A 19597-nucleotide genomic window follows, 5' to 3' on the forward strand; every position below is an offset into this window, starting at 1 on the left:
GCCCGGTCGGTCGTCAGCTGGCGAACATTCCCGCCGTCGCGTTGATCCACGTGCCCGTGATGGTGACGCCCGCGTCCGAGGCGAGGAAGGTCGCCAGGGCGGCGATGTCGGCGATCTGCGGGGAGCGCCTGGTCATACGGAGGCTGTCGAGGTGGGCGCGGATGCCCTGTACGGCGGTCTCGTCCATGGCCGGGGCGCCGGCGGCGGTCAGCTTCTGAGGGGTGAGGGTGTCCGTCACGCCCGCCGTCCAGATCCCGCAGACACGCACGCCCGACGGACCGAGCTCCGCCGCCAGTTGACGGATCAGCGCGTCGATCGCCCCGTCGGCCGCGGCCGTACCGCCCATCATGGGGCTGCCGTTGGCGGATCCGCTGTCGAGGGAGAGGATCACGCCCGAGCCCTGCGCCGTCATACGACGCGCCGCCGCCCGCGCGGTGACGAACTGGCAGGCGATGCCCTGCACCACCGGCCGCGTGTAGTCCTCGACCGACATCTCCGTCAGCGGTACGCCCTGGAAGTCCCCGCGCGGTACCAGGTTGAGGGAGATGTCGATCCGGCCCGCCCGCTCCACGACCGACGCCGCGTGCGCCTCCACGGCGGCCTCGTCACGGGCGTCCAGTACGTCGTACTCGGCACCGGTCTCCTCCGCGACCTTGCGCAGCGTCGACTCCGTACGGCCGACGAGGAAGACCCGCGCGCCCGCGTCGGCGTACGCCTTCGCGACACCCGCGCCGAGCGAACCCGCACCGCCGTAGACGACCGCGACCTTGTTCTTCAGCAGGTTCAGCATGGTGACTCCTTGAATGGGGGCGCCGTGTGCGCCCGTCACTCATGGGACGTGCCCGCGCGGAGAACTCATCGCTGCCTCAGAGAGTCATCGGCAGACCGAACGCCGGGTACAGATGCGGCTCGAAGGTGGTGATCGCGGCGATCCTTCCGTCCTCGATCCGCAGCACGTCGATGTTCTGGCCCCGGAAGACGGTCGTACCGGGCCGTCGCAGATAACCGGCCACCGCCACCTGCCCGTTGGCGCGTACGGGCAGGTGACGCCAATGCCCGACGAACATCGGGGACGCCGGGTCGAGGTTCGGCCGGATGAAGGCGAAGAGGGCCTCGCGGGTCGTGAACCAGAACGGGTTCGGCGGCATGGTGAGCACGGCGTCCTCGCGGACCAGCTCGGCCATGGCGTCGAAGTCCACGCGGGCCACGGCGTCCATGTAGCGCTGGAGCAGGGCCAGTTCGTCGGCGCTGGGGGTGGCCGCCGACCAGTCCTCGCGCTGCCCCGGCAGCGCCTCCCGCAGGGCCGTTCTCCCCCGCTGCACCGCGCTGTTGGCCGACGCGAGCGACGATTCCAGCAGGTCGGCGGTCTCCTGGGCCGACCATCCGGCGATGTCCCGCAGGATCACCGCGGCGCGCTGGCGCGGCGGAAGGTGCTGGATCGCCGTGAGGAAGACCAGCTCCAGCGTCTCGCTCGCCACGGCCCGCGCGACGGGCTCGTCGGGGAGCTGGTCGTCCGGGAAGGGCTGGAGCCAGGGCATGGACGGGGGCGGGGGGCCGTCACCCGAGTCGATGCCGGGGACGGGCGCGTAGGGCGTGGGGCGGCGGTCGTTCTTCCGGAGAAAGTCCAGGCAGGCGTTGGTGGCGATCCGGTACAGCCACGCCCGCGGGTTCTCCAGCCCGTCCATCGACTCCCTCGCCCGCCACGCCTTGAGGAATGTCTCCTGGGTGAGGTCCTCCGCCTCGTCGTACGAGCCGAGCAGGCGGTAGCAGTGCACCCGGAGTTCCTTGCGGTGGGCCTCGATGAGAGCCGTGAAGTCGTCCTCGCCGGGATTCGTCACGTCCGCCGGTGTGACGTTTTCGGTACGGGCCTCCCGAGCGAGCCGCCGGAGTTGCGCGAACCGGGTGTGGAGGGCCTCGACGTCGGCGTGGAAGACGACCGGGGGTTCCAGCCGCAGCCGGTTCAGCTGGTCGCCGATGTCGGAGACCAGCTCCTTGGCGGCGGGGCTCCGCCGCTTCCGGTACGCCCGCTGCCGGCATGCCTGCGAACAGTAGGAGGCGGTCCGTCCGGGGCCCGCGGTGCGCTCGATGGGGCGCCCGCAGGTCCGGCAGGTGGCGGTCATACGGCTCGCCGCGCGATGAGCGTGGGCATGAGGGCTCCTCTGCTCGGGGGAGAACGCTGCCAGGGTAGGTGTCCGGGCAGGGGTCCTTTGACGCGCGCCTGACCCGGTTCTCACCTTCGTGCGGAAGGCTGCGTTCCGATGAAGCGCACGCCTCTCTACGCCGTCCTCGTACTCCTCGCCGCCACCTCCGCCTCCGAGGCGGCCGCCGATGCCGGTCCCGGCCCTTTCGGGGTCACCGTCACCGCCGCCGCGACCGCGGAAACCGTGCGTGTGGGGGCGCTGTTCTCCGGCGGGCAGCACTTCTGTACCGCCTCCGTCGTGCACAGCCCGCACCGGGATCTCATCGTCACCGCCGCGCACTGCCTGGACGGTGACACGGACGACCTCGTGTTCGCACCGGGCTACCGCAACGGCCGGGCGCCGTACGGGAAGTGGCGCGTCACCAGGCGGTTTCTGCCCGACGCGTGGGACGAGGACAGTGACGTGGCGTTCGCGGCCCTGGCCGAGCGGCGGGGCGAGGGCGTCGAGGACCTCGTCGGGGGGAACCGCTTCACCACCGGTACGGCCACCGGCGCCACCGGCGTGACCGTCACCGGCTATCCCGACTCCCGCGAGACGCCGGTCCGTTGCGCCGACAAGCCGGTCGCGCACAGCCGTACGCAACAACGCGTCGACTGTCCCGGCTTCAGCGGCGGCACCAGCGGCAGCCCGTGGGTCAACGGGGACGGGGAGGTCGTCGGAGTGCTCGGCGGGCACGAGCAGGGCGGGGCGACCGCCGCCGTCTCGTACAGCGTGGTGCTCGGGCGGGAGGCCGCTCGGCTGTACCGGGACGCGACGGAGTCTCCTTCCGCATGATCACCCCAGAACGACGAAGGCGCCCCTAAACTGACGTGGGCGTCGGACTCCGGGGCAGCGAGGGGCGGTTGACGGTGCGTAAGGCATGGCTCGTGGGGGGTGCCGTCCTCGGGGCGGGACTCAGCTTCGTGATGCTGCTCGTCGTCGGTGTGTACGTCGTCGCCGGGAACCTCGCGGGCGGGGTCGGCGGAGCCACGAAGGCGCTGGCCAAGGGGTCCGTGCCGGCGGCCTATCAGAACCTCGTGCAGAAGTGGGGCAACCTCTGCACCGCGATCAACCCGGCGCTGCTCGCCGCCCAGCTGTACCAGGAGAGCGGGTTCAACCCGAAGGCGCAGAGCGCCGCGGCCGCGCAGGGGATAGCGCAATTCATCCCCGGGACCTGGGCCACGCACGGAATCGACGGCGACGGGGACGGCGACCGCGACGTATGGGATCCGAATGACGCGATTCCATCGGCCGCGAAGTACGACTGCACCCTCGCCTCGTACGTGAAGGACGTCCCCGGGGACGCCACGAAGAACATGCTCGCGTCCTACAACGCGGGGGCCTACGCGGTGATCAAGTACGGGGGTGTGCCGCCGTACAAGGAGACCCAGAACTACGTGAAGACGATCACGACGCTGGAGGAGAGCTTCGCCGCTCCCGTCACGCGCGTGGACCCCTCGAAGCAGGCCGCCGGAGCCATCTACTACGCGCAGAAGAAGCTCGGCACGCCCTACCTCTGGGGCGGTGACGGTACTGCTCAGGACGGTGGCCGGTTCGACTGCTCGGGGCTGACGAAGGCCGCGTACGAGAGTGTCGGCATCACACTGCCCCGCGTCGCCAACGACCAGTGGAACGCGGGTCAGCATCCGGCCAGGGACGAGCTGCTCCCCGGCGATCTCGTCTTCTTCTCGGACGACCTCACCAACTCCCGGGCCATCCGGCATGTGGGGATTTATGTCGGCGGCGGATACATGATCGACGCCCCGAGAACGGGTGCTGTGATCCGGTTCGACCCGATCGACACCCCCGACTACTTCGGAGCCACCCGCGTCACCGAAGATGGCGCGAAAGCGCTCCCCACGACGGTCTGACAGCCTGTGAACCTGCCCCCTGAGCTGCGGCGATGTGTCTCTCTTCGATAACGTCTGCGTGATCATTCAGTGGAGGGTGGAACGTATTAACGGGGACCGTGCGTTCCTGTTCTCGTAGCGATCTACACACCACGGGGGTGGAACAGCGGCGCGCGACCTCTGCGCGCCGGGAGAGCCGACGAAGGGGCCGCAGCACCATGGCTGGACTCGCCGCATCCGGGTCGAACCCCGACGTCGACCTGCTCTACGACATCAACGGCCTGGCCAAGGACGCACCCGTGTGGTTCGACCGGGTCATGGAGTACGTCGGTGAATACGGGATCCTCCTGGCCACCGTGGTGCTCGTGCTGTGGTGCTGGCTGTCCGTGCGCAAGCGGGGCGGCGAGGACGCGCCTTCGTCCGTGGCCGCGCTGGTCTGGGCGCCGCTCGCGGCCGGTGTCGCCGTGCTGATCAACGTGCCGATACGAGGATTCGTGGAGCGGCCCCGGCCGTTCCTCCAGCACGAGGGACTCGAAGTCCTGGTCTCCGGCAAGACCGACTACTCCTTCGTGAGCGACCACGCCACGATCACCATGGCCATGGCGGTCGGACTGTTCGTCGCCAACCGGAAGTTCGGCTTCTTCGGTATCGGCCTCGCCCTGCTCGAAGGCTTCTGCCGGGTCTACATGGGCGTGCACTACCCGACCGACGTCATCGGCGGCTTCGCCCTCGGCACCGCCGTGGCCCTGCTGCTGTCCCCGCTGGCCATGGCCCTGCTCACCCCGCTGATGAAGGCGATCGAGCGGTCGCCGCGCGCGGGATGGCTGATCCGGGCGCGCGGGAAGTCCTACGACGGTCAGGACACCCTGCTCCCCGGCGCCCGGAAGGAAACGGGCGCCGAGGAGCGCGACCTCGCCGCCTGATCCGCCGCACAGGCCCTGGAAGCGCCCTAGAGGGCCTGCGGGAACGTGAAGAAGCCCTTCGGGTCGTACTGCTTCTTCAGGGCCGAGAGCCTGGTCGCCGCGTCTCCGTAGTACGCCTTGCGCCAGTCCGTCAGGGACGGGTCGGTGTAGTTCTGGTAGGCCGCGCCCGACGCATAGGGCTTCATCGCGTTGTGGGCCTGGGTCAGCCAGGACTGGGCGGCCGTGCCCGAGGTGCCCGCCTTCCACGCGGCGATGTACTGGGCCAGCATGCGGGAGCGGCGGTGGACGAACGCCGTGGCCGTCGGGGAGACGCGGTTGACGGCACCGCCCAGGGCCGTGAGGGCGATGTCGCCGGCCCCGCCGCGCACCGACTCCAGCTGCTTGAGCATCGCCTGGATGCCGGCCGTGGACAGGGAGCGGTCGAAGAAGTCCGACTTCGCGGCGTACGTCTCCCGGCCGAGCGCGCCCTGCGGGGAGCGGCCCGGGGTCTTGCCGGGCAGGTGGCACTGGGCGTCCGTGCTGAAGGAGGAGCACCCGGCGTAGACCTCCATCGCGTCCTCGTACGAGAGGCGCTTGAGGGAGACGCTGGTCGCGGGGGCACCGATCTTGTCGGCCAGGCGGTCCACGGCGTTCTGGAGTTCGCCGTAGGTACCCAGGGAGAAGGCGGCGACGGAGACCGTGGTGTAGCCGCCGGAGGTGCCCGCCAGGTGCAGGGACGACCAGATCTCGTCGGGCTGGGCCGGGCCCCACTCCTGCCACGCCTTGGTCACGGCTGCGGCCTTCGCCCACGGCCAGGACAGGTACGCCTTCACCGCCTGGGGTGCCGGGTGGGTCTTGAAGCGAAGCTCGGTGACGACGCCGAAGTTGCCGTTGCCCGCGCCGCGCAGCGCCCAGAAGAGGTCCTTGTTCTCGGTCGCGTTCGCGGTGAGCTGCTTGCCGTCCGCCGTGATCAGCGTCGCCTGGGTGAGGCTGTCGCAGGTCAGGCCGTAGGCGCGGGAGACGACTCCGTGGCCGCCACCGAGGGTGAGTCCGGAGACGCCGACGGTGGGGCACGAGCCGGCGGGGATGGTGACGCCCTTTGCGGTCAGGGCGCGGTAGACGTCGATGAGTTTCGATCCGGCGCCGACCACCGCTGTGCCGCCGCTGCTGCGGACCTTGTTGAGCTTCGAGACGTCGACGATCAGGCGGTTGTTGCCGGAGGACCAGCCGGCGTAGGAGTGGCCGCCGTTGCGGATCGCGATGTGGAGGTGGTGGGCTCGGGCGTAGGCGAGGGCGGTGCGGATGTCTTCCGCGTGGGCGATGTACGCGACCGCCGCGGGCTTCAGGTTGTCGAAGCGGGTGTTGTAGAGCTGGTGGGCGGTGGGCCAGTTCGTGTCGCCCGGGCGGACGAGGGTGCCGTCCAGGTCGCGGGCGAGGGCGGTCCAGTCCGCGGGGGCGGGGGCGGGGGTGGCGGCGGTGGTGCCGGTTCTGGTCGACGTACGTGGGGATGTGGCGGCGGTGGCCGTCTGCGCCGCGTCGGCCTTGTCGTCGCCGTTGCACGCGGTCGCGGTCGCCGCGGCGATTGCGGCTACGCCGCCGCCGATGAACGTACGCCGTTCCATGTCGCCTCCTGGGGGTTCGTGGAACGAGACGAGGTGGTGGGGTCGGGGGTTCCATCGTGCCGGTCGGTGGGGGTGCGCGCCGGGCGGGTTTCGCCCCCGCCGCCCCTACCCGTCCCATCCCTGGGGGCTGCGCCCCCAGACCCCGCTTCGGCCCCGAAAGGGCCTCGTCCTCAAACGCCGGACGGGCTGGGATTGTCTGGACCGGTGTCGAGTGGCGAAGCCCTCAGCGGGTGGGTGGGGGTTTGGGACGGTGTGTCCTTGGCCTCGGACGCCGGAGGGGCTGGGATTGTCTGGGCCGGTGTCGGGAGGTGAAGCCTCAGTGGGTGGGTGGGGGTTTGGGACGGTGTGTCCTTGGCCTCGGACGCCGGGCGGGCTGGGATTGTCTGGGCCGGCGTCGAGAGGCGTGCTGTTACGTGTCTGTGTGGTGTTTTGCGTCTGTTCTTGCCTGGCTTCTTGCTCTTCTTGCCGGGCCGCGCCAGCCGCAGGTGCAGCGGGCTGTGCAGAAGGGGCCCTGGTCGACTGTTGTCGTCAGGTGTTCAGGGGAGTCGTGGGGCGGGGGGACCCTGTCCTGGTGTGCCACGGCGACAACGTTACCGAGCCCGGGTAAAGGGCTCGTATGCGCGTGACGGGCTCCGCATGGTCGTCGTTAGCGGAACGGACAGGGGGTCCGTGACGGAGGCAGGCGATGGCGGAGCGGCAGCAGAGGCGGACGGGTGGGGTCGGTGTTGTGGCGGGGGTCGTGGCCGTCTTCTGTGCCGGGGCCGCGGGGTGTTCGGGGAGCGGGGTCGCCGCCGAGGACGGGCGGAGCTCGGGTGACGCCGTCGAGGTGGTGCGTGTTGCCGCCGACCGGCTTGTGGAGGCGCGGAGTTCCAAGGCCCGGACCTCCATGGAGATGGCGTCCGGGGGGACCCGCGTCACCATTCGCGGGGAAGGGACCTACGACTATCGGCGCCGGCTCGGGGAGCTGAAGGTGCTGCTGCCGCAGGATCCCGCCGGGACCAGCGAGCATCGGCCCATCACCGAACTGCTCGCTCCCGGTGCGCTGTTCATGAAGAACCGCGGCGCCGGGGTGCCCTCCGACAAGTGGGTGCGGGTCGAGACCGCCTCGCTGTCGGACGGGAATCTCGTCACCGGGGGCGCCACCGACCCGTTCGCCGCCGCCGAGTTGCTGCGGGGGACGCGGTCCGCGGCCTATGTCGGGAAGACCGAGGTCGCGGGGACGGAGGTGCGGCACTATCGGGGGGTGGCCGATCTCACCGTCGCTGCTCGGGACGCCTCCGCCGAGAACAGGTCCGCCCTGGGCGCGGCGGCGAAAGGGTTCGCCACGGCCCGGGTCCCCTTCGACGTCTACCTCGACGACGACGGGCGGATCCGCAAGGTCCGGCACCGGTTCAGCTTCGTCAACCGGCAGCAGGAGGGGACCGTGGCGGTCGCCTCCACGACCTTGCTCTACGACTTCGGGGTCGCCGTCGACGTACGGCTTCCGGACGACGACGACATCTACGCCGGGAAGATCGCCGAGGAGTGAGCGGCCGTGACGGGCGTCAAGAACTAGCCCGTCCGTGCCATGCGCGGTGCGTAGGCCGCTCCCTACTCTAGGAAGCGGTAACGGCAGAGAAGAGGTGATGCACGTGGCTCCGGTCGGCGGTACGGCAGTTCAGGACCACGTGGCCCTCGCCGAGATCGAGCTGTGCGGGGACCTGATCATCGCGGCCTCGGCCGCCCACGAGGACAGGCTCAGCCTTGAGAGCATCGACGAGGTGCTGAAAGTGGCCCAGGAGCGCGAGGACGCCTCCGGCGCGTGAGCCGCCCGGGGGCGTCCCCTCAGTCCCGTCGGTCCTGCGTCCCGGTTCGTCTCACGTCCGCAGCAGCCGGCCGATCGCCTTGGTCGCCTCTTCCACCTTCGCGTCGATCTCCTCGCCGCCCTTGACGGCCGCGTCCGCGACGCAGTGCCGCAGGTGTTCCTCCAGCAGTTGCAGCGCGAAGGACTGCAGGGCCTTGGTGGAGGCGGACACCTGCGTGAGTATGTCGATGCAGTAGACGTCCTCGTCCACCATGCGCTGAAGGCCGCGGATCTGGCCCTCGATGCGGCGCAGGCGCTTGAGGTGCTCGTCCTTCTGCTTGTGGTACCCGTGCACCCCGTGGTCGTGGTCCGTCTCCGCGGAGGGCACTTCCGCGCCGGCCTCGGTGGTCGTCATGGCGTCCTCCACATCTGCGGGCCAAACTGAGGGCAGACATATACCCCCACTGGGTATATCGTACCCAACTTTGGCGGGTATAAGGGCCTGCGGAAGGCCCCCGTGCCGACCACTGTGCCTGATGGGCGACACTGGGGGACGGCCCATTAGCCGTGGCCGGATGATGCACTTAGCATCAGCCTGACCGAAACCCATGCACCCCGAGGACCCCTTGTGCGCTTTCGTCTGACCCCCAGGGAGACGAGCTTCTACGACATGTTCGCCGCATCCGCGGACAACATCGTCACGGGCTCGAAGCTCCTCATGGAACTGCTCGGGGCGGACACCGCCGGCCGGGCCGAGATCGCAGAGCGGATGCGGGCGGCGGAACACGCAGGTGACGATGCCACGCATGCGATCTTCCACCAGCTGAACTCCTCGTTCATCACGCCGTTCGACCGTGAGGACATCTACAACCTCGCGTCGTCCCTCGACGACATCATGGACTTCATGGAGGAGGCCGTCGACCTCGTCGTCCTCTACAACGTCGAGGAACTCCCCAAGGGCGTCGAGCAGCAGATCGAGGTGTTGGCGCGGGCCGCCGAGCTCACCGCCGAGGCCATGCCGAACCTGCGGACCATGGACAACCTCACCGAGTACTGGATCGAGGTCAACCGGCTGGAGAACCAGGCCGACCAGATCCACCGCAAGCTGCTCGCCATGCTCTTCAACGGCAAGTACGAGGCCATCGAGGTGCTGAAGCTCAAGCAGATCGTGGATGTGCTGGAAGAGGCGGCTGACGCGTTCGAACACGTCGCCAACACCGTGGAGACCATCGCGGTCAAGGAGTCCTGAACCACGTGGACACCTTCGCTCTGATCGTGACCATCGGCGTCGCGCTCGGCTTCACGTACACCAATGGTTTCCATGATTCGGCCAACGCGATCGCGACCTCGGTCTCCACGCGCGCGCTGACCCCGCGGGCCGCGCTCGCGATGGCGGCCGTGATGAACCTCGCGGGTGCGTTCCTCGGCAGCGGGATCGCCAAGACCGTGAGTGAGGGCCTGATCGAGACGCCGCACGGCAACAGGGGGATGTGGATCCTCTTCTCCGCCCTCGTCGGCGCGATCGTCTGGAACCTGGTCACCTGGTACTTCGGTCTGCCCTCGTCGTCCTCGCACGCGCTGTTCGGCGGCATGGTGGGAGCGGCACTCGCGGGCGGGATCGAGGTGATCTGGTCCGGGGTGCTCGACAAGATCGTCATCCCGATGTTCCTGTCGCCGATCGTCGGTATCGTCACCGGCTATCTGGTGATGGTCGCGATCATGTGGATGTTCCGGAAGTCGAACCCGCACAAGGCCAAGCGCGGTTTCCGGATCGCGCAGACCGTGTCCGCGGCCGGTATGGCCCTCGGTCATGGTCTGCAGGACGCGCAGAAGACGATGGGCATCGTGGTGATGGCGCTCGTCATCGCCGATGTCGAACAGGCCGGCGACCCGATCCCGGTGTGGGTCAAGATCGCCTGCGCGGTGATGCTGTCGCTCGGCACGTACGCGGGCGGCTGGCGGATCATGCGGACCCTCGGGCGGAAGATCATCGAGCTGGACCCGCCGCAGGGCTTCGCCGCGGAGACCACGGGCGCGGGGATCATGTTCACCACCGCGTTCGTGTTCCACGCGCCGATCTCGACGACCCATGTCATCACCTCGGCGATCATGGGCGTGGGTGCGACGAAGCGGGTGAACGCCGTGCGGTGGGGTGTCGCGAAGAACATCATCCTGGGCTGGTTCATCACCATGCCGGCGGCGGGGCTGGTCGCGGCGGGTGTGTTCGGTGTCGTGAATCTGGCGTTTCTGTGAGCGTGGTCAAGTAGTGGAAAAACACCCGCCACTCCCGCCCCTTTCGTGAGACCTTGGGGATCACCTGTTCTATGAACGCGTGTTCGAAGGGGGATTTCTTCATGAACACTCTCAGCAGGCGTCTGCTGTCCGGCGCGGGAGCGGTGGGTGCCGCGGCGGCCACCATGCTCTACGTGGCAGCGCCGGCCTCCGCGGCTACCGAGATCTACAGCGTGTCGACCTACAGGTCCGGTGACTACGCGTCGTCCGCGGGCTCGGAGGCCTTCTACACGGACGACGACTCGTTCCACATCTGCGACAACTCGACCGACGGTGCCGGTGTCCTCGGGTACTGGAAGGTCGGCAGCTCCGGCACGGTCCACTCCAAGTACAACGGCAACGGCTTCAACACGTGCGTGACGTCCGACGAGGACTTCGCCGAGTCGGCCACGCTCTACATCAGGGTCTGCCTCCGCAACGACGGCACCGTGGTCTCGGCCACGTGCAGCGGCTGGAAGACGGCCTACGCCGACGGCGTCGCGTAACCGCCGGCCGTACGAAACGGGCCCGCCCCCTGTTGAACCAGGGGGCGGGCCCTTTTTCGTCCTCGCGGTGGCACCGCCATGCAGCACCGCGAGGGGTCTTCAGCGGGCGCCGGTCTAGCCGAAGCGGCCCGAGATGTAGTCCTCCGTGGCCTGGACCGACGGGTTGGAGAAGATGCGCTCCGTGTCGTCGATCTCGATCAGCTTGCCGGGCTGGCCGACCGCCGCGAGGTTGAAGAACGCCGTGCGGTCCGAGACACGGGCGGCCTGCTGCATGTTGTGCGTCACGATGACGATCGTGAAGCGCTCCTTCAGCTCGCCGATCAGGTCCTCGATCGCCAGGGTGGAGATGGGGTCCAGGGCCGAGCAGGGCTCGTCCATCAGCAGGACGTTCGGCTCGACCGCGATCGCGCGGGCGATGCACAGACGCTGCTGCTGACCGCCGGACAGGCCCGATCCCGGCTTGTTCAGGCGGTCCTTGACCTCGTTCCAGAGGTTCGCGCCCTTGAGGGACTTCTCCACGATGTCCGCGAGCTGGGCCTTCTTGTACGAGCCGTTCAGCCGCAGGCCCGCCGCCACGTTGTCGAAGATCGACATCGTGGGGAACGGGTTCGGGCGCTGGAAGACCATGCCGACCTCGCGGCGCACCGACACGGGGTCGATGCCGCTGCCGTACAGGTCCTCGTCGTCCAGGAGCACCTTGCCCTCGACGCGGCCGCCGGGGGTGACCTCGTGCATCCGGTTCAGGGTGCGCAGGAACGTCGACTTGCCGCAGCCGGAGGGGCCGATGAAGGCCGTCACCGAGCGGGGCTCGACGGTCATCGAGATGTCCTCGATCGCCTTGTGGGAGCCGTAGTAGGCGGTCAGTCCGCTTACGTCGATTCGCTTGGCCATGATTACTTCACTTCCAAAAAGTCTGGGAGTCGCTGAGGGCCCCGCGCGGCGGTAGCCGCATAGTGATGCTTTAGCGACCGGTCTTCGGGGCCTTCCAGCGGGCGATGCCGCGGGCCACCAGGTTGAGGATCATCACGAAGGCGATCAGCGTCAGTGACGCCGCCCAGGCGCGGTCGTACGCCGCTCCGGAGCCCGCGCTGTTCGCGTACTGCTGGTAGATGTACAGCGGCAGCGAGGCCTGCGCGCCCTCGAAGGGGTTGTTGTTGATGAACGGGTTACCGAACACCAGCAGCAGGACCGGAGCGGTCTCACCGGCGATACGGGCGACCGCCAGCATGACGCCGGTCGTGATGCCGCCGATCGAGGTCGGCAGGACCACCTTCAGGATCGTGCGCCACTTCGGGACGCCGAGGGCCAGGGAGGCCTCGCGCAGCTCGTTCGGGACGAGCTTGAGCATCTCCTCGGTGGAGCGGACGACCACCGGCATCATCAGGATGGCCAGGGCCAGCGAGCCGGCGAACCCGAAGGGCTGCATCTCGAACATCAGCATGAGGCTGAGGATGAAGAGGCCCGCGACGATCGACGGGATGCCGGTCATGACGTCGACGAAGAACGTGATGGCCCTGGAGAGATTGCCCCGGCCGTACTCCACCAGGTAGATCGCGGTGAGCACACCGATCGGGGCGGCGATGACCGTGGCGAGGCCGACCTGCTCGAGGCTGCCGAGGATGGCGTGGTAGATACCGCCGCCCGGCTCGGTGTCGGCGACCACACCCATGGAGTGGGTCAGGAAGTAGACGTCCAGGACCTTCACACCGCGCGCGACCGTCACCCAGATCAGGGAGACCAGCGGGATGAGGGCGATCAGGAAGGAGACCCAGACCAGCGAGGTGGCGATCCGGTCCTTGGCCTGCCGCCGGCCCTCGACACGGGCGGCGATGCCGTAGGTCCCGACGAGGAAGAGGATCGCGGCGATCAGGCCCCACTGGACCTCGCTGTCGAGGCCGGCGCCCAGCCCTATGCCGACCGCGACGGCGACCGAGCCGGCCGCGATGGCGTACGGGGACCACTTGGGCAGACGGGCACCGCGCAGGGTGCTGACGGTTGCGGTGCTCATGCGTTGGCCCCCGAGTACTCCTTGCGGCGGGCGATGATCGCGCGGGCCGCGCCGTTGACCAGCAGGGTGATGACGAACAGGACCAGACCGGAGGCAATCAGCGCGTCACGGCCGAACTCCGTCGCCTCGCCGAACTTGCTGGCGATGTTCTGCGCGAAGGTGCCGCCGCCCGGGTCGAGCAGGCTGGCCTGGATGTCGAAGGTCGGGGAGAGCACGGTGGCCACGGCCATCGTCTCGCCGAGCGCGCGGCCGAGGCCGAGCATCGAGGCGGAGATCACGCCGGAGCGGCCGAAGGGGATCACCGAGATGCGGATGACCTCCCAGCGGGTGGCGCCGAGCGCCAGGGCCGCCTCCTCGTTCATCCGCGGTGTCTGCCGGAAGACCTCACGGCTGACGTTGGTGATGATCGGCAGGATCATGATCGCGAGCAGGATGCCGACGGTCAGCATCGAGCGGGGCGCGCCGCCCTGCCAGGAGAAGATGCCGGTCCAGCCGAGGTAGGTGTCCAGCCAGCCGAAGAGGCCGGTCATGTTCGGTACGAGGACCAGGGCGCCCCACAGGCCGTACACGATGGACGGGACGGCGGCGAGCAGGTCGATCACGTAGGCGATCGGGCCGCTCAGCTTGCGCGGGGCGTAGTGCGTGAGGAACAGCGCGATGGCGACCGCGATCGGGACCGCGATGGCCATCGCGACGATCGAGGAGACGACCGTGCCGAAGGCGAGCACCGCGATGCCGAAGACCGGCGGGTTGAGGCCGGTGTTCCACTCGAAGGTGGTCAGGAAGTTGCCGTCGTCCTTGCTGATCGCGAGGGACGCGCGGTAGGTGAGGAAGACCGCGATCGCGGCCATGATCACCAGCAGGAAGATGCCCGAACCGCGGGACAGGGCGAGGAAGATGCGGTCGCCGGGGCGGGTGGCGCCACGGGCCGCGGCCTTCTGCTCGGTCACGGTGGGATGCGGGGCGGGGGGAGGGGTGTCAGCTATCTGTGTGGTGTCCATCGGGTTCTCCGGTCTGCGGAGCCGTGCGGCTGTACGGCTCCTGGCGGCGGTGCACCGGACGGTGCGGTCCGGTCCGGGGTCTCAGGCCCTGGACCGGACCGCACGCGGGATCAGCTCAGGCCCTCGATGGTGGTGCGGACCTTGGCGATGATGTCGTCGGGGATCGGGGCGTAGCCGGCTTCGGCGAGCGCGCCCTGGCCGTCCTCGGAGGCGATGTAGCGCAGGAACGCCTTCGTGGCGGGCAGGCTGTCGGCCTTGTTGCCCTTGTCGCAGACGATCTCGTACGTGACCAGGGTGATCGGGTAGGCGCCGTCGGCCTTGGTCGCGTAGTCCAGCTTCAGCGACAGGTCCTTTCCGGTGCCGACGACCTGGGCGGCCGCGATCGCCTTGGTGGCGTTCTCGACGGTGGCCTCGACCGGGGCGGAGGCGCCCGTGTCGATGGTGACCGGGACGATGCCGTCCTTGGCGTACGACAGCTCCATGTAGGAGATGGCGCCGGAGGTCTGCTTGACCTGCTGGGCGACACCGGAGGAGCCGGAGGCCGACTGGCCGCCCTTGGCCTGCCAGGCCTTGCCGCCCTCGTACTTCCAGTTCGCCGGGGAGGCGGCGATCAGGTACTTGGTGAAGTTGTCCGTGGTGCCGGACTCGTCGGAGCGGTGGAACGCCTGGATCTTCAGGTCGGGGAGCTTGGCGTCGGGGTTGAGCGCCTTGATCGCCTTGTCGTTCCAGTTGGTGATCTTGCTGTCGAAGATCTTGGCGAGCGTCTCGGCGTTCAGGACGAGCTTGTCCACGCCCGGGACGTTGAAGCCGACCGCGATCGGGCCGCCGACCATCGGCAGGTCGATGCCCTGGCCGCCCTTGCAGACCGACTTGGAGGCGGTGACCTCTTCGGGCTTCAGCGCGGAGTCCGAACCGGCGAAGGCCACCTGGCCCTGGGTGAACGCGGTGACACCGGCGCCGGAGCCGCCGCCCTTGTAGTTGATCTGGACGCCCGAGCAGGCGGCCGTGAACTGCTTGACCCAGGCGTCGATGGCGTTCTTCTGCGCGGAGGAGCCGTCGGCGAGCAGCTGACCCTTGGCGTCGTCACACTTGATCGAGCTGTTGGCGGCGGTGGCGTTGCTCCCGCCGTCCGAGGAGCCGGTGTCGTCGGAGCCGCACGCCGTGAGGGCCAGGGCGCCGGAGACGGCGATCGCGCCGAGAGCGAGAGCCCGCCGGTTCTTGCGCTGAAGCTTCACTGAGGGAGTTCCTTCCGAGAGCCGCCGTCCTGAATCCGGCGGCGTGCGAAGACTGGGTGATGCGGACACGTCTTCGAGGTGTTCTTCCGAGGAGCGGTCCGCACCGCGTAAGGCTGAAATTAGGCAGATCAGGTGAAGGCGCCGACTGGCGTAAATGAACGCGGGGTGAACCCCTGCGGAAGGTGCGGTTAGGTCACGGAAGGCTTACGTCGAGGACACGGGGGCATTCCATTGGGTTGAGCGGGGCGGCCCAGGGGGTGGGGGGTGTGGGGCCGTCGCCGGGTGCGGGTCCGCTGTGGCTTGTCGCGCCCGCGCGGCGGAGCCGCACATCGATACAGCCCCGCGCCCCTAGGTGAGATGCAGTGATACCAGTAGAGAGTCCACCAGCGTGCGGTCCCGGGGTTGGGTCAGGCGGTTTCGGGCCGCTGCGGGGGAGAGCCAGAGGATGCGGTCGACCTCGGTGTTCGGGGTGAAGGTGCCCGCCATCGCCTCCGCGGCCCAGTAGTGGACCTGCTTGGGGCGGCCGTTCGCCAGGTAGCGCACGGTGGGGAGCGGGGCGCCGGTGCGGGCCTCGTAGCCCGTTTCCTCCGCCACCTCGCGCAGAGCGCCCGCCAGGGGGTCCTCGTCCCGCTTCAGCTTGCCCTTGGGGTGCGACCAGTCGTCGTATTTCGGCCTGTGGACGAGGCATACCTCGAGCTCGCCGTCGAAGGGCGAGCGGCGCCACAGAACGCAGCCCGCCGCCTGGACGGTGCTGTTGCCGGGAGAGCTCACCGAGGGCTCACCGCCTCCGTGTCGGCTACGAGGTGCTGACGGGTTCCATCTGCCACGAACGCTGGAAGGCGAACCTGGCGGCTTCCACTTCGTGGCGCTGGTCGGCGTGGAGCACACCGAGGGCGTAGGCGGTCGCCGGCGCGATCCGGGGCGTGCGGGCCGCCTGCGCGGCGGCCGCGGCGGCCTCGGACGCGTCGCGGTGCCGGTCGAGGGCCTCGCCGGCCGCGAGCAGCCGTACGTCGGTCAGGTCGCCGCGCAGGACCTCGCGGGCGTACCGGTGCAGACGCAGCAGCAGGCGGACCTGGTGCCAGGGGGCGTCCTGGGGGTGCGGGGCCGGGTCCGGGGAGAGGCCGTGGACGAGGGCCTCCGCGTTGTACGGGTGGCCCGCGGTGACCAGGGGGAGGGCGGCCGCGGCGTCCTTGAGGCGGTCCTCGGCGGCCTGGGCCAGGGGGTGGAGGTCGGTCGCGGGGGCCGCGGGGGTGAGGGGCACCTCGCTGGCCAGTACGGCGATGTTGTCGGCGACCGCGTGGAAGCGGGAGGAGCCGAGGGCCTGGAGGGCGGTGGAGTGCGCCCGGGTACGGGCCAGGGTCAGCTGGCGGTCCAGGAGGGCGCCCGCTTTCGCCGCGCCCACCGTGAGGTTGCCGCGGTCCGGGGAGGACGCCGGCTGGGCCGTGGCGACTGTCCCGCCGGCCGCCTGCGCCGGAAACACCGTCGCCCCCGACAGCCTGTGCAGCGCCAGCAGCAGCCTCTCCAGCCGCGCCTCGCACGCGTGCTCCGACGCCAGCGTGCCCGACACCCACGCCAGTTCGGGCCGCATCCGTTCCGACCAGTCCGCCTCCAGGAGCGGCCGGAAGGTGTGGAGGCTGCCGCTGATGCGGCGGGCCGAGCGGCGCAGGGCCCGGGCCGCGTCGACGGGGGGCACCGTGCCGCTGCCGGCGACCGCACCGGACTCCCGGTGCAGTCGCAGAGCGCGCAGGAACTCCGTGGCCTGGGCCCGGAGGTAACCCGCGAGGGCCTCCCCCGTCACCGGCCCGACGTGACCGGCCACGGGTTCCGTCGGTTCAAGGTGTTGCTGTGCCACGCCGGCGCCTCCGGGCGTCTATGAGCATCTCCTGGACGTTGCGCAGCGGCTGGCCCTCCGCGTCGGTCGCGTGCCGCTCCCACTCACCGTCCGGGCCCAGGTGCCAGGAGGACGTGGCGTCGGACATGCCCGTCTCCAGGAGACGAGTGAGCGCCGCTCGGTGGGCCGGGTCGGTCACCCTGACCAGCGCCTCGATACGGCGGTCGAGGTTGCGGTGCATCATGTCGGCGCTGCCGATCCACACCTCGGGCTCACCGCCGTTGCCGAAACCGAAGACCCGGGAGTGCTCCAGGAAGCGGCCGAGGATCGAACGGACCCGGATGTTCTCCGACAGACCCGTGACGCCGGGGCGGATCGCGCAGATGCCGCGCACCCACACGTCGACCGGCACGCCGGCCTGGGACGCGCGGTAGAGCGAGTCGATGAGCGCCTCGTCGACCATCGAGTTGACCTTGATGCGGATGAACGCCGGGCGCCCGGCCTTGTGGTGCTGGACTTCCTTGTTGACCCGCGAGATCAGGCCGTCCCGAAGGGACTTGGGGGCCACCAGGAGACGGCGGTAGGTCTCCCGGCGGGAGTAGCCCGAGAGACGGTTGAACAGGTCCGAGAGGTCCGCGCCGACCTGCGGGTCCGCCGTCAGCAGGCCCAGGTCCTCGTACAGGCGGGCCGTCTTGGGGTGGTAGTTGCCGGTGCCGACGTGGCTGTAGCGCCGTAGCGTCTCGCCCTCCTGGCGCACCACCAGCGACAGCTTGCAGTGGGTCTTCAGGCCCACCAGGCCGTAGACCACATGGCAGCCCGCCTCCTCCAGCTTGCGCGCCCACTTGATGTTGGCGTGCTCGTCGAAACGGGCCTTGATCTCGACCAGGACGAGGACCTGCTTGCCGGCCTCGGCGGCGTCGATGAGCGCGTCGACTATCGGGGAGTCGCCGGAGGTCCGGTACAGGGTCTGTTTGATGGCGAGGACGTCCGGGTCGTCGGCCGCCTGCTGGAGGAAGGCCTGCACGGACGTCGAGAAGCTGTCGTACGGGTGGTGCAGCAGCACGTCACGGGCGCGCAGGGCCGCGAAGATGTCGGGCGCGGACGCCGACTCGACCTCGGCCAGGTCGCGGTGGACGCCGGCGATGAACTTCTTGTACTTCAGCTCGGGCCGGTCGAGGGAGGCGATGCGGAAGAGACCGGTGAGGTCCAGGGGACCCGGCAGCGGGTACACCTCAGCCTCGGAGATCTTCAGCTCGCGCACCAGCAGGTCCAGGACCTCGCGGTCGATGGACTCCTCCACCTCCAGGCGCACCGGCGGCCCGAAGCGGCGCCGCATGAGCTCCTTCTCCAGGGCCTGGAGCAGGTTCTCGGCGTCGTCCTCCTCGACCTCCAGGTCCTCGTTCCTGGTCAGGCGGAAGGCGTGGTGCTCCAGCACCTCCATGCCCGGGAACAGCTCCTCCAGGTGCGCGGCGATGACGTCCTCGATGGGGACGTAGCGGCCGGGGGAGCTCTCCAGGAAGCGGGACAGCAGCGGCGGGACCTTGACGCGGGCGAAGTGGCGGTGGCCGGTGACGGGGTTGCGTACGACGACCGCGAGGTTCAGCGAGAGACCCGAGATGTACGGGAAGGGGTGCGCCGGGTCGACCGCCAGGGGGGTCAGGACCGGGAAGATCTGGTGCCGGAACAGGGTGAAGAGGCGGGCCTGCTCCTTCTCCTGGAGCTCGTTCCAGCGGACCAGGTGGATGCCCTCCTCCGCGAGTGCGGGGGCGACGTCCTCGTGGTAGCAGGCGGCGTGCCGGGCCATCAGCTCGCGGGAGCGGGCCCAGATCATCTCCAGCACCTCGCGCGGCTGGAGTCCCGAGGCGGAGCGGGTGGCGACGCCGGTGGCAATGCGGCGCTTCAGACCGGCCACCCGGACCATGAAGAACTCGTCCAGGTTGCTGGCGAAGATCGCGAGGAAGTTCGCCCGCTCGAGCAGGGGCGTGTTCGGGTCCTCGGCGAGTTCCAGAACGCGCTCGTTGAAGGCGAGCCAGCTGCGCTCCCGGTCGAGGAAACGACCCTGCGGGAGATCCGGTCCATCGAAGGGCGACTCCTCGTACGCGTCGAGGTCGGCGTCGATGTCGGGTTCCAGGTCGGAGACCGCCGCCGCCACGGTGTGCGGGCGGTGCGCGGCTATGGAGCCCACGGAGGGCTGCGCGTGCTGGACCTGTGCTGCCTGGATGTTGGGCTGGCTCATGGACCCATTGTTCCGCGCCATGGGCGAGACAGGCGCGTCGGAGAGCGCGGGCGGGAGCGCGGCGACTCCGTTCCGCGCGGGTCCCTCGGGGGGCGGCGAAGGCTCGGGCACGGCGGGCTTCATTCGCCGAGCCTCGCAAGTCTGTCTGAACCATTGGTTACGGAGACATGGC

The 19597-nt window shown here is 69.5% G+C and carries 19 protein-coding genes; 8 read left to right on the forward strand and 11 right to left on the reverse strand.

Translation table 11 applies throughout. The features are described from left to right. Positions 1-13: 13 nt before the first annotated feature. Positions 14-790 carry an SDR family NAD(P)-dependent oxidoreductase gene (locus QF037_RS25250; protein WP_307028871.1) on the reverse strand — a complete coding sequence of 259 codons (777 nt, stop codon included), beginning with the start codon at positions 788-790 and terminating at the stop codon, positions 14-16. A 76-nt stretch (positions 791-866) separates the two neighbouring features. Next, positions 867-2120, reverse strand: a complete 1254-nt coding sequence (locus QF037_RS25255) for an RNA polymerase subunit sigma-70 (protein ID WP_307028873.1) — start codon at positions 2118-2120, stop codon at positions 867-869. Between the two features lie 138 nt (positions 2121-2258). Here QF037_RS25255 and QF037_RS25260 point away from each other — a divergent pair, with 138 nt between their 5' ends. The 3 genes from QF037_RS25260 to QF037_RS25270 all read left to right on the forward strand — a co-directional run bounded on the left by QF037_RS25260 (position 2259) and on the right by QF037_RS25270 (position 4953). After that, on the forward strand, positions 2259-2975 hold the full coding sequence (locus QF037_RS25260; RefSeq protein WP_307028874.1) for a trypsin-like serine peptidase: 717 nt from the start codon (positions 2259-2261) through the stop codon (positions 2973-2975). 68 nt (positions 2976-3043) lie between these two features. Next, complete coding sequence (locus QF037_RS25265; protein ID WP_307037366.1) at positions 3044-4051, forward strand: C40 family peptidase; 1008 nt, start codon at positions 3044-3046, stop codon at positions 4049-4051. Between the two features lie 197 nt (positions 4052-4248). Next, positions 4249-4953, forward strand: a complete 705-nt coding sequence (locus QF037_RS25270; RefSeq protein ID WP_307028876.1) for a phosphatase PAP2 family protein — start codon at positions 4249-4251, stop codon at positions 4951-4953. Between the two features lie 26 nt (positions 4954-4979). On the opposite strand, the gene QF037_RS25275 is transcribed toward QF037_RS25270, so the two are convergent. After that, complete coding sequence (locus QF037_RS25275; RefSeq protein ID WP_307028878.1) at positions 4980-6554, reverse strand: FAD-binding oxidoreductase; 1575 nt, start codon at positions 6552-6554, stop codon at positions 4980-4982. A 685-nt stretch (positions 6555-7239) separates the two neighbouring features. Here QF037_RS25275 and QF037_RS25280 point away from each other — a divergent pair. Both QF037_RS25280 and QF037_RS25285 read left to right on the forward strand, forming a co-directional pair. Then, on the forward strand, positions 7240-8082 hold the full coding sequence (locus QF037_RS25280; RefSeq protein ID WP_307028880.1) for a hypothetical protein: 843 nt from the start codon (positions 7240-7242) through the stop codon (positions 8080-8082). A gap of 97 nt (positions 8083-8179) precedes the next feature. Further along, a complete protein-coding gene (locus QF037_RS25285; RefSeq protein ID WP_046262891.1) occupies positions 8180-8359 on the forward strand; it encodes a hypothetical protein in 180 nt (59 codons plus the stop codon). A 51-nt stretch (positions 8360-8410) separates the two neighbouring features. Here QF037_RS25285 and QF037_RS25290 read toward each other — a convergent pair whose 3' ends face one another. Further along, positions 8411-8752 (reverse strand): metal-sensitive transcriptional regulator, encoded by a 342-nt coding sequence (locus QF037_RS25290; protein ID WP_307028882.1) that lies wholly within the window; start codon positions 8750-8752, stop codon positions 8411-8413. Positions 8753-8965: 213 nt separating this feature from the next. Here QF037_RS25290 and QF037_RS25295 point away from each other — a divergent pair, with 213 nt between their 5' ends. From QF037_RS25295 to QF037_RS25305, 3 genes are all read left to right on the forward strand, one after another. Beyond that, the gene (locus tag QF037_RS25295; RefSeq protein WP_030043659.1) at positions 8966-9586 is read left to right on the forward strand and encodes a DUF47 domain-containing protein; all 621 of its coding nucleotides are present in this window, start codon (positions 8966-8968) and stop codon (positions 9584-9586) included. Between the two features lie 5 nt (positions 9587-9591). After that, positions 9592-10590, forward strand: coding sequence for an inorganic phosphate transporter (locus QF037_RS25300; RefSeq protein ID WP_307028883.1), 999 nt, complete (start codon positions 9592-9594; stop codon positions 10588-10590). Positions 10591-10691: 101 nt separating this feature from the next. Continuing rightward, the gene (locus QF037_RS25305; protein WP_307028885.1) at positions 10692-11114 is read left to right on the forward strand and encodes a hypothetical protein; all 423 of its coding nucleotides are present in this window, start codon (positions 10692-10694) and stop codon (positions 11112-11114) included. 114 nt (positions 11115-11228) lie between these two features. On the opposite strand, the gene pstB is transcribed toward QF037_RS25305, so the two are convergent. The 7 genes from pstB to QF037_RS25340 form a co-directional block, all read right to left on the reverse strand. Beyond that, positions 11229-12005, reverse strand: a complete 777-nt coding sequence (gene pstB, locus QF037_RS25310) for a phosphate ABC transporter ATP-binding protein PstB (RefSeq protein ID WP_307028887.1) — start codon at positions 12003-12005, stop codon at positions 11229-11231. Positions 12006-12075: 70 nt separating this feature from the next. Then, complete coding sequence (gene pstA / locus QF037_RS25315) at positions 12076-13122, reverse strand: phosphate ABC transporter permease PstA (RefSeq protein ID WP_307028888.1); 1047 nt, start codon at positions 13120-13122, stop codon at positions 12076-12078. After that, a complete protein-coding gene (pstC, locus tag QF037_RS25320; protein WP_307028890.1) occupies positions 13119-14123 on the reverse strand; it encodes a phosphate ABC transporter permease subunit PstC in 1005 nt (334 codons plus the stop codon). The genes pstA and pstC overlap by 4 nt, the downstream gene beginning before the upstream one ends. A 110-nt stretch (positions 14124-14233) precedes the next feature. Next, entirely contained in the window at positions 14234-15358 is a 1125-nt protein-coding gene (pstS, locus tag QF037_RS25325; RefSeq protein WP_307028892.1) for a phosphate ABC transporter substrate-binding protein PstS, read from the reverse strand. A gap of 348 nt (positions 15359-15706) precedes the next feature. Continuing rightward, positions 15707-16129, reverse strand: coding sequence for an NUDIX hydrolase (locus QF037_RS25330; protein WP_307028894.1), 423 nt, complete (start codon positions 16127-16129; stop codon positions 15707-15709). Positions 16130-16154: 25 nt separating this feature from the next. Beyond that, positions 16155-17210 carry a CHAD domain-containing protein gene (locus QF037_RS25335; protein WP_307028896.1) on the reverse strand — a complete coding sequence of 352 codons (1056 nt, stop codon included), beginning with the start codon at positions 17208-17210 and terminating at the stop codon, positions 16155-16157. After that, a complete protein-coding gene (locus QF037_RS25340) occupies positions 17191-19548 on the reverse strand; it encodes an RNA degradosome polyphosphate kinase (protein WP_307028898.1) in 2358 nt (785 codons plus the stop codon). The genes QF037_RS25335 and QF037_RS25340 overlap by 20 nt, the downstream gene beginning before the upstream one ends. Positions 19549-19597: the final 49 nt, after the last annotated feature.

The sequence above is a fragment of the Streptomyces canus genome, from assembly GCF_030815415.1.
Classification (GTDB): domain Bacteria; phylum Actinomycetota; class Actinomycetes; order Streptomycetales; family Streptomycetaceae; genus Streptomyces; species Streptomyces canus_F.

What these genes read in the sequence shown, in the direction of transcription:
- QF037_RS25305 (WP_307028885.1), top strand. Translation starts at nt 10,692, where the DNA reads ATGAACACTCTCAGCAGGCGTCTGCTGTCCGGCGCGGGAGCGGTGGGT.
- QF037_RS25260 (WP_307028874.1), top strand. Translation starts at nt 2,259, where the DNA reads ATGAAGCGCACGCCTCTCTACGCCGTCCTCGTACTCCTCGCCGCCACC.
- QF037_RS25280 (WP_307028880.1), top strand. Translation starts at nt 7,240, where the DNA reads ATGGCGGAGCGGCAGCAGAGGCGGACGGGTGGGGTCGGTGTTGTGGCG.
- QF037_RS25255 (WP_307028873.1), bottom strand. Translation starts at nt 2,120, where the DNA reads ATGACCGCCACCTGCCGGACCTGCGGGCGCCCCATCGAGCGCACCGCG.
- pstA (WP_307028888.1), bottom strand. Translation starts at nt 13,122, where the DNA reads ATGAGCACCGCAACCGTCAGCACCCTGCGCGGTGCCCGTCTGCCCAAG.
- QF037_RS25290 (WP_307028882.1), bottom strand. Translation starts at nt 8,752, where the DNA reads ATGACGACCACCGAGGCCGGCGCGGAAGTGCCCTCCGCGGAGACGGAC.
- QF037_RS25285 (WP_046262891.1), top strand. Translation starts at nt 8,180, where the DNA reads ATGCACGTGGCTCCGGTCGGCGGTACGGCAGTTCAGGACCACGTGGCC.
- QF037_RS25275 (WP_307028878.1), bottom strand. Translation starts at nt 6,554, where the DNA reads ATGGAACGGCGTACGTTCATCGGCGGCGGCGTAGCCGCAATCGCCGCG.
- QF037_RS25340 (WP_307028898.1), bottom strand. Translation starts at nt 19,548, where the DNA reads ATGAAGCCCGCCGTGCCCGAGCCTTCGCCGCCCCCCGAGGGACCCGCG.
- QF037_RS25250 (WP_307028871.1), bottom strand. Translation starts at nt 790, where the DNA reads ATGCTGAACCTGCTGAAGAACAAGGTCGCGGTCGTCTACGGCGGTGCG.
- pstB (WP_307028887.1), bottom strand. Translation starts at nt 12,005, where the DNA reads ATGGCCAAGCGAATCGACGTAAGCGGACTGACCGCCTACTACGGCTCC.
- QF037_RS25270 (WP_307028876.1), top strand. Translation starts at nt 4,249, where the DNA reads ATGGCTGGACTCGCCGCATCCGGGTCGAACCCCGACGTCGACCTGCTC.
- pstC (WP_307028890.1), bottom strand. Translation starts at nt 14,123, where the DNA reads ATGGACACCACACAGATAGCTGACACCCCTCCCCCCGCCCCGCATCCC.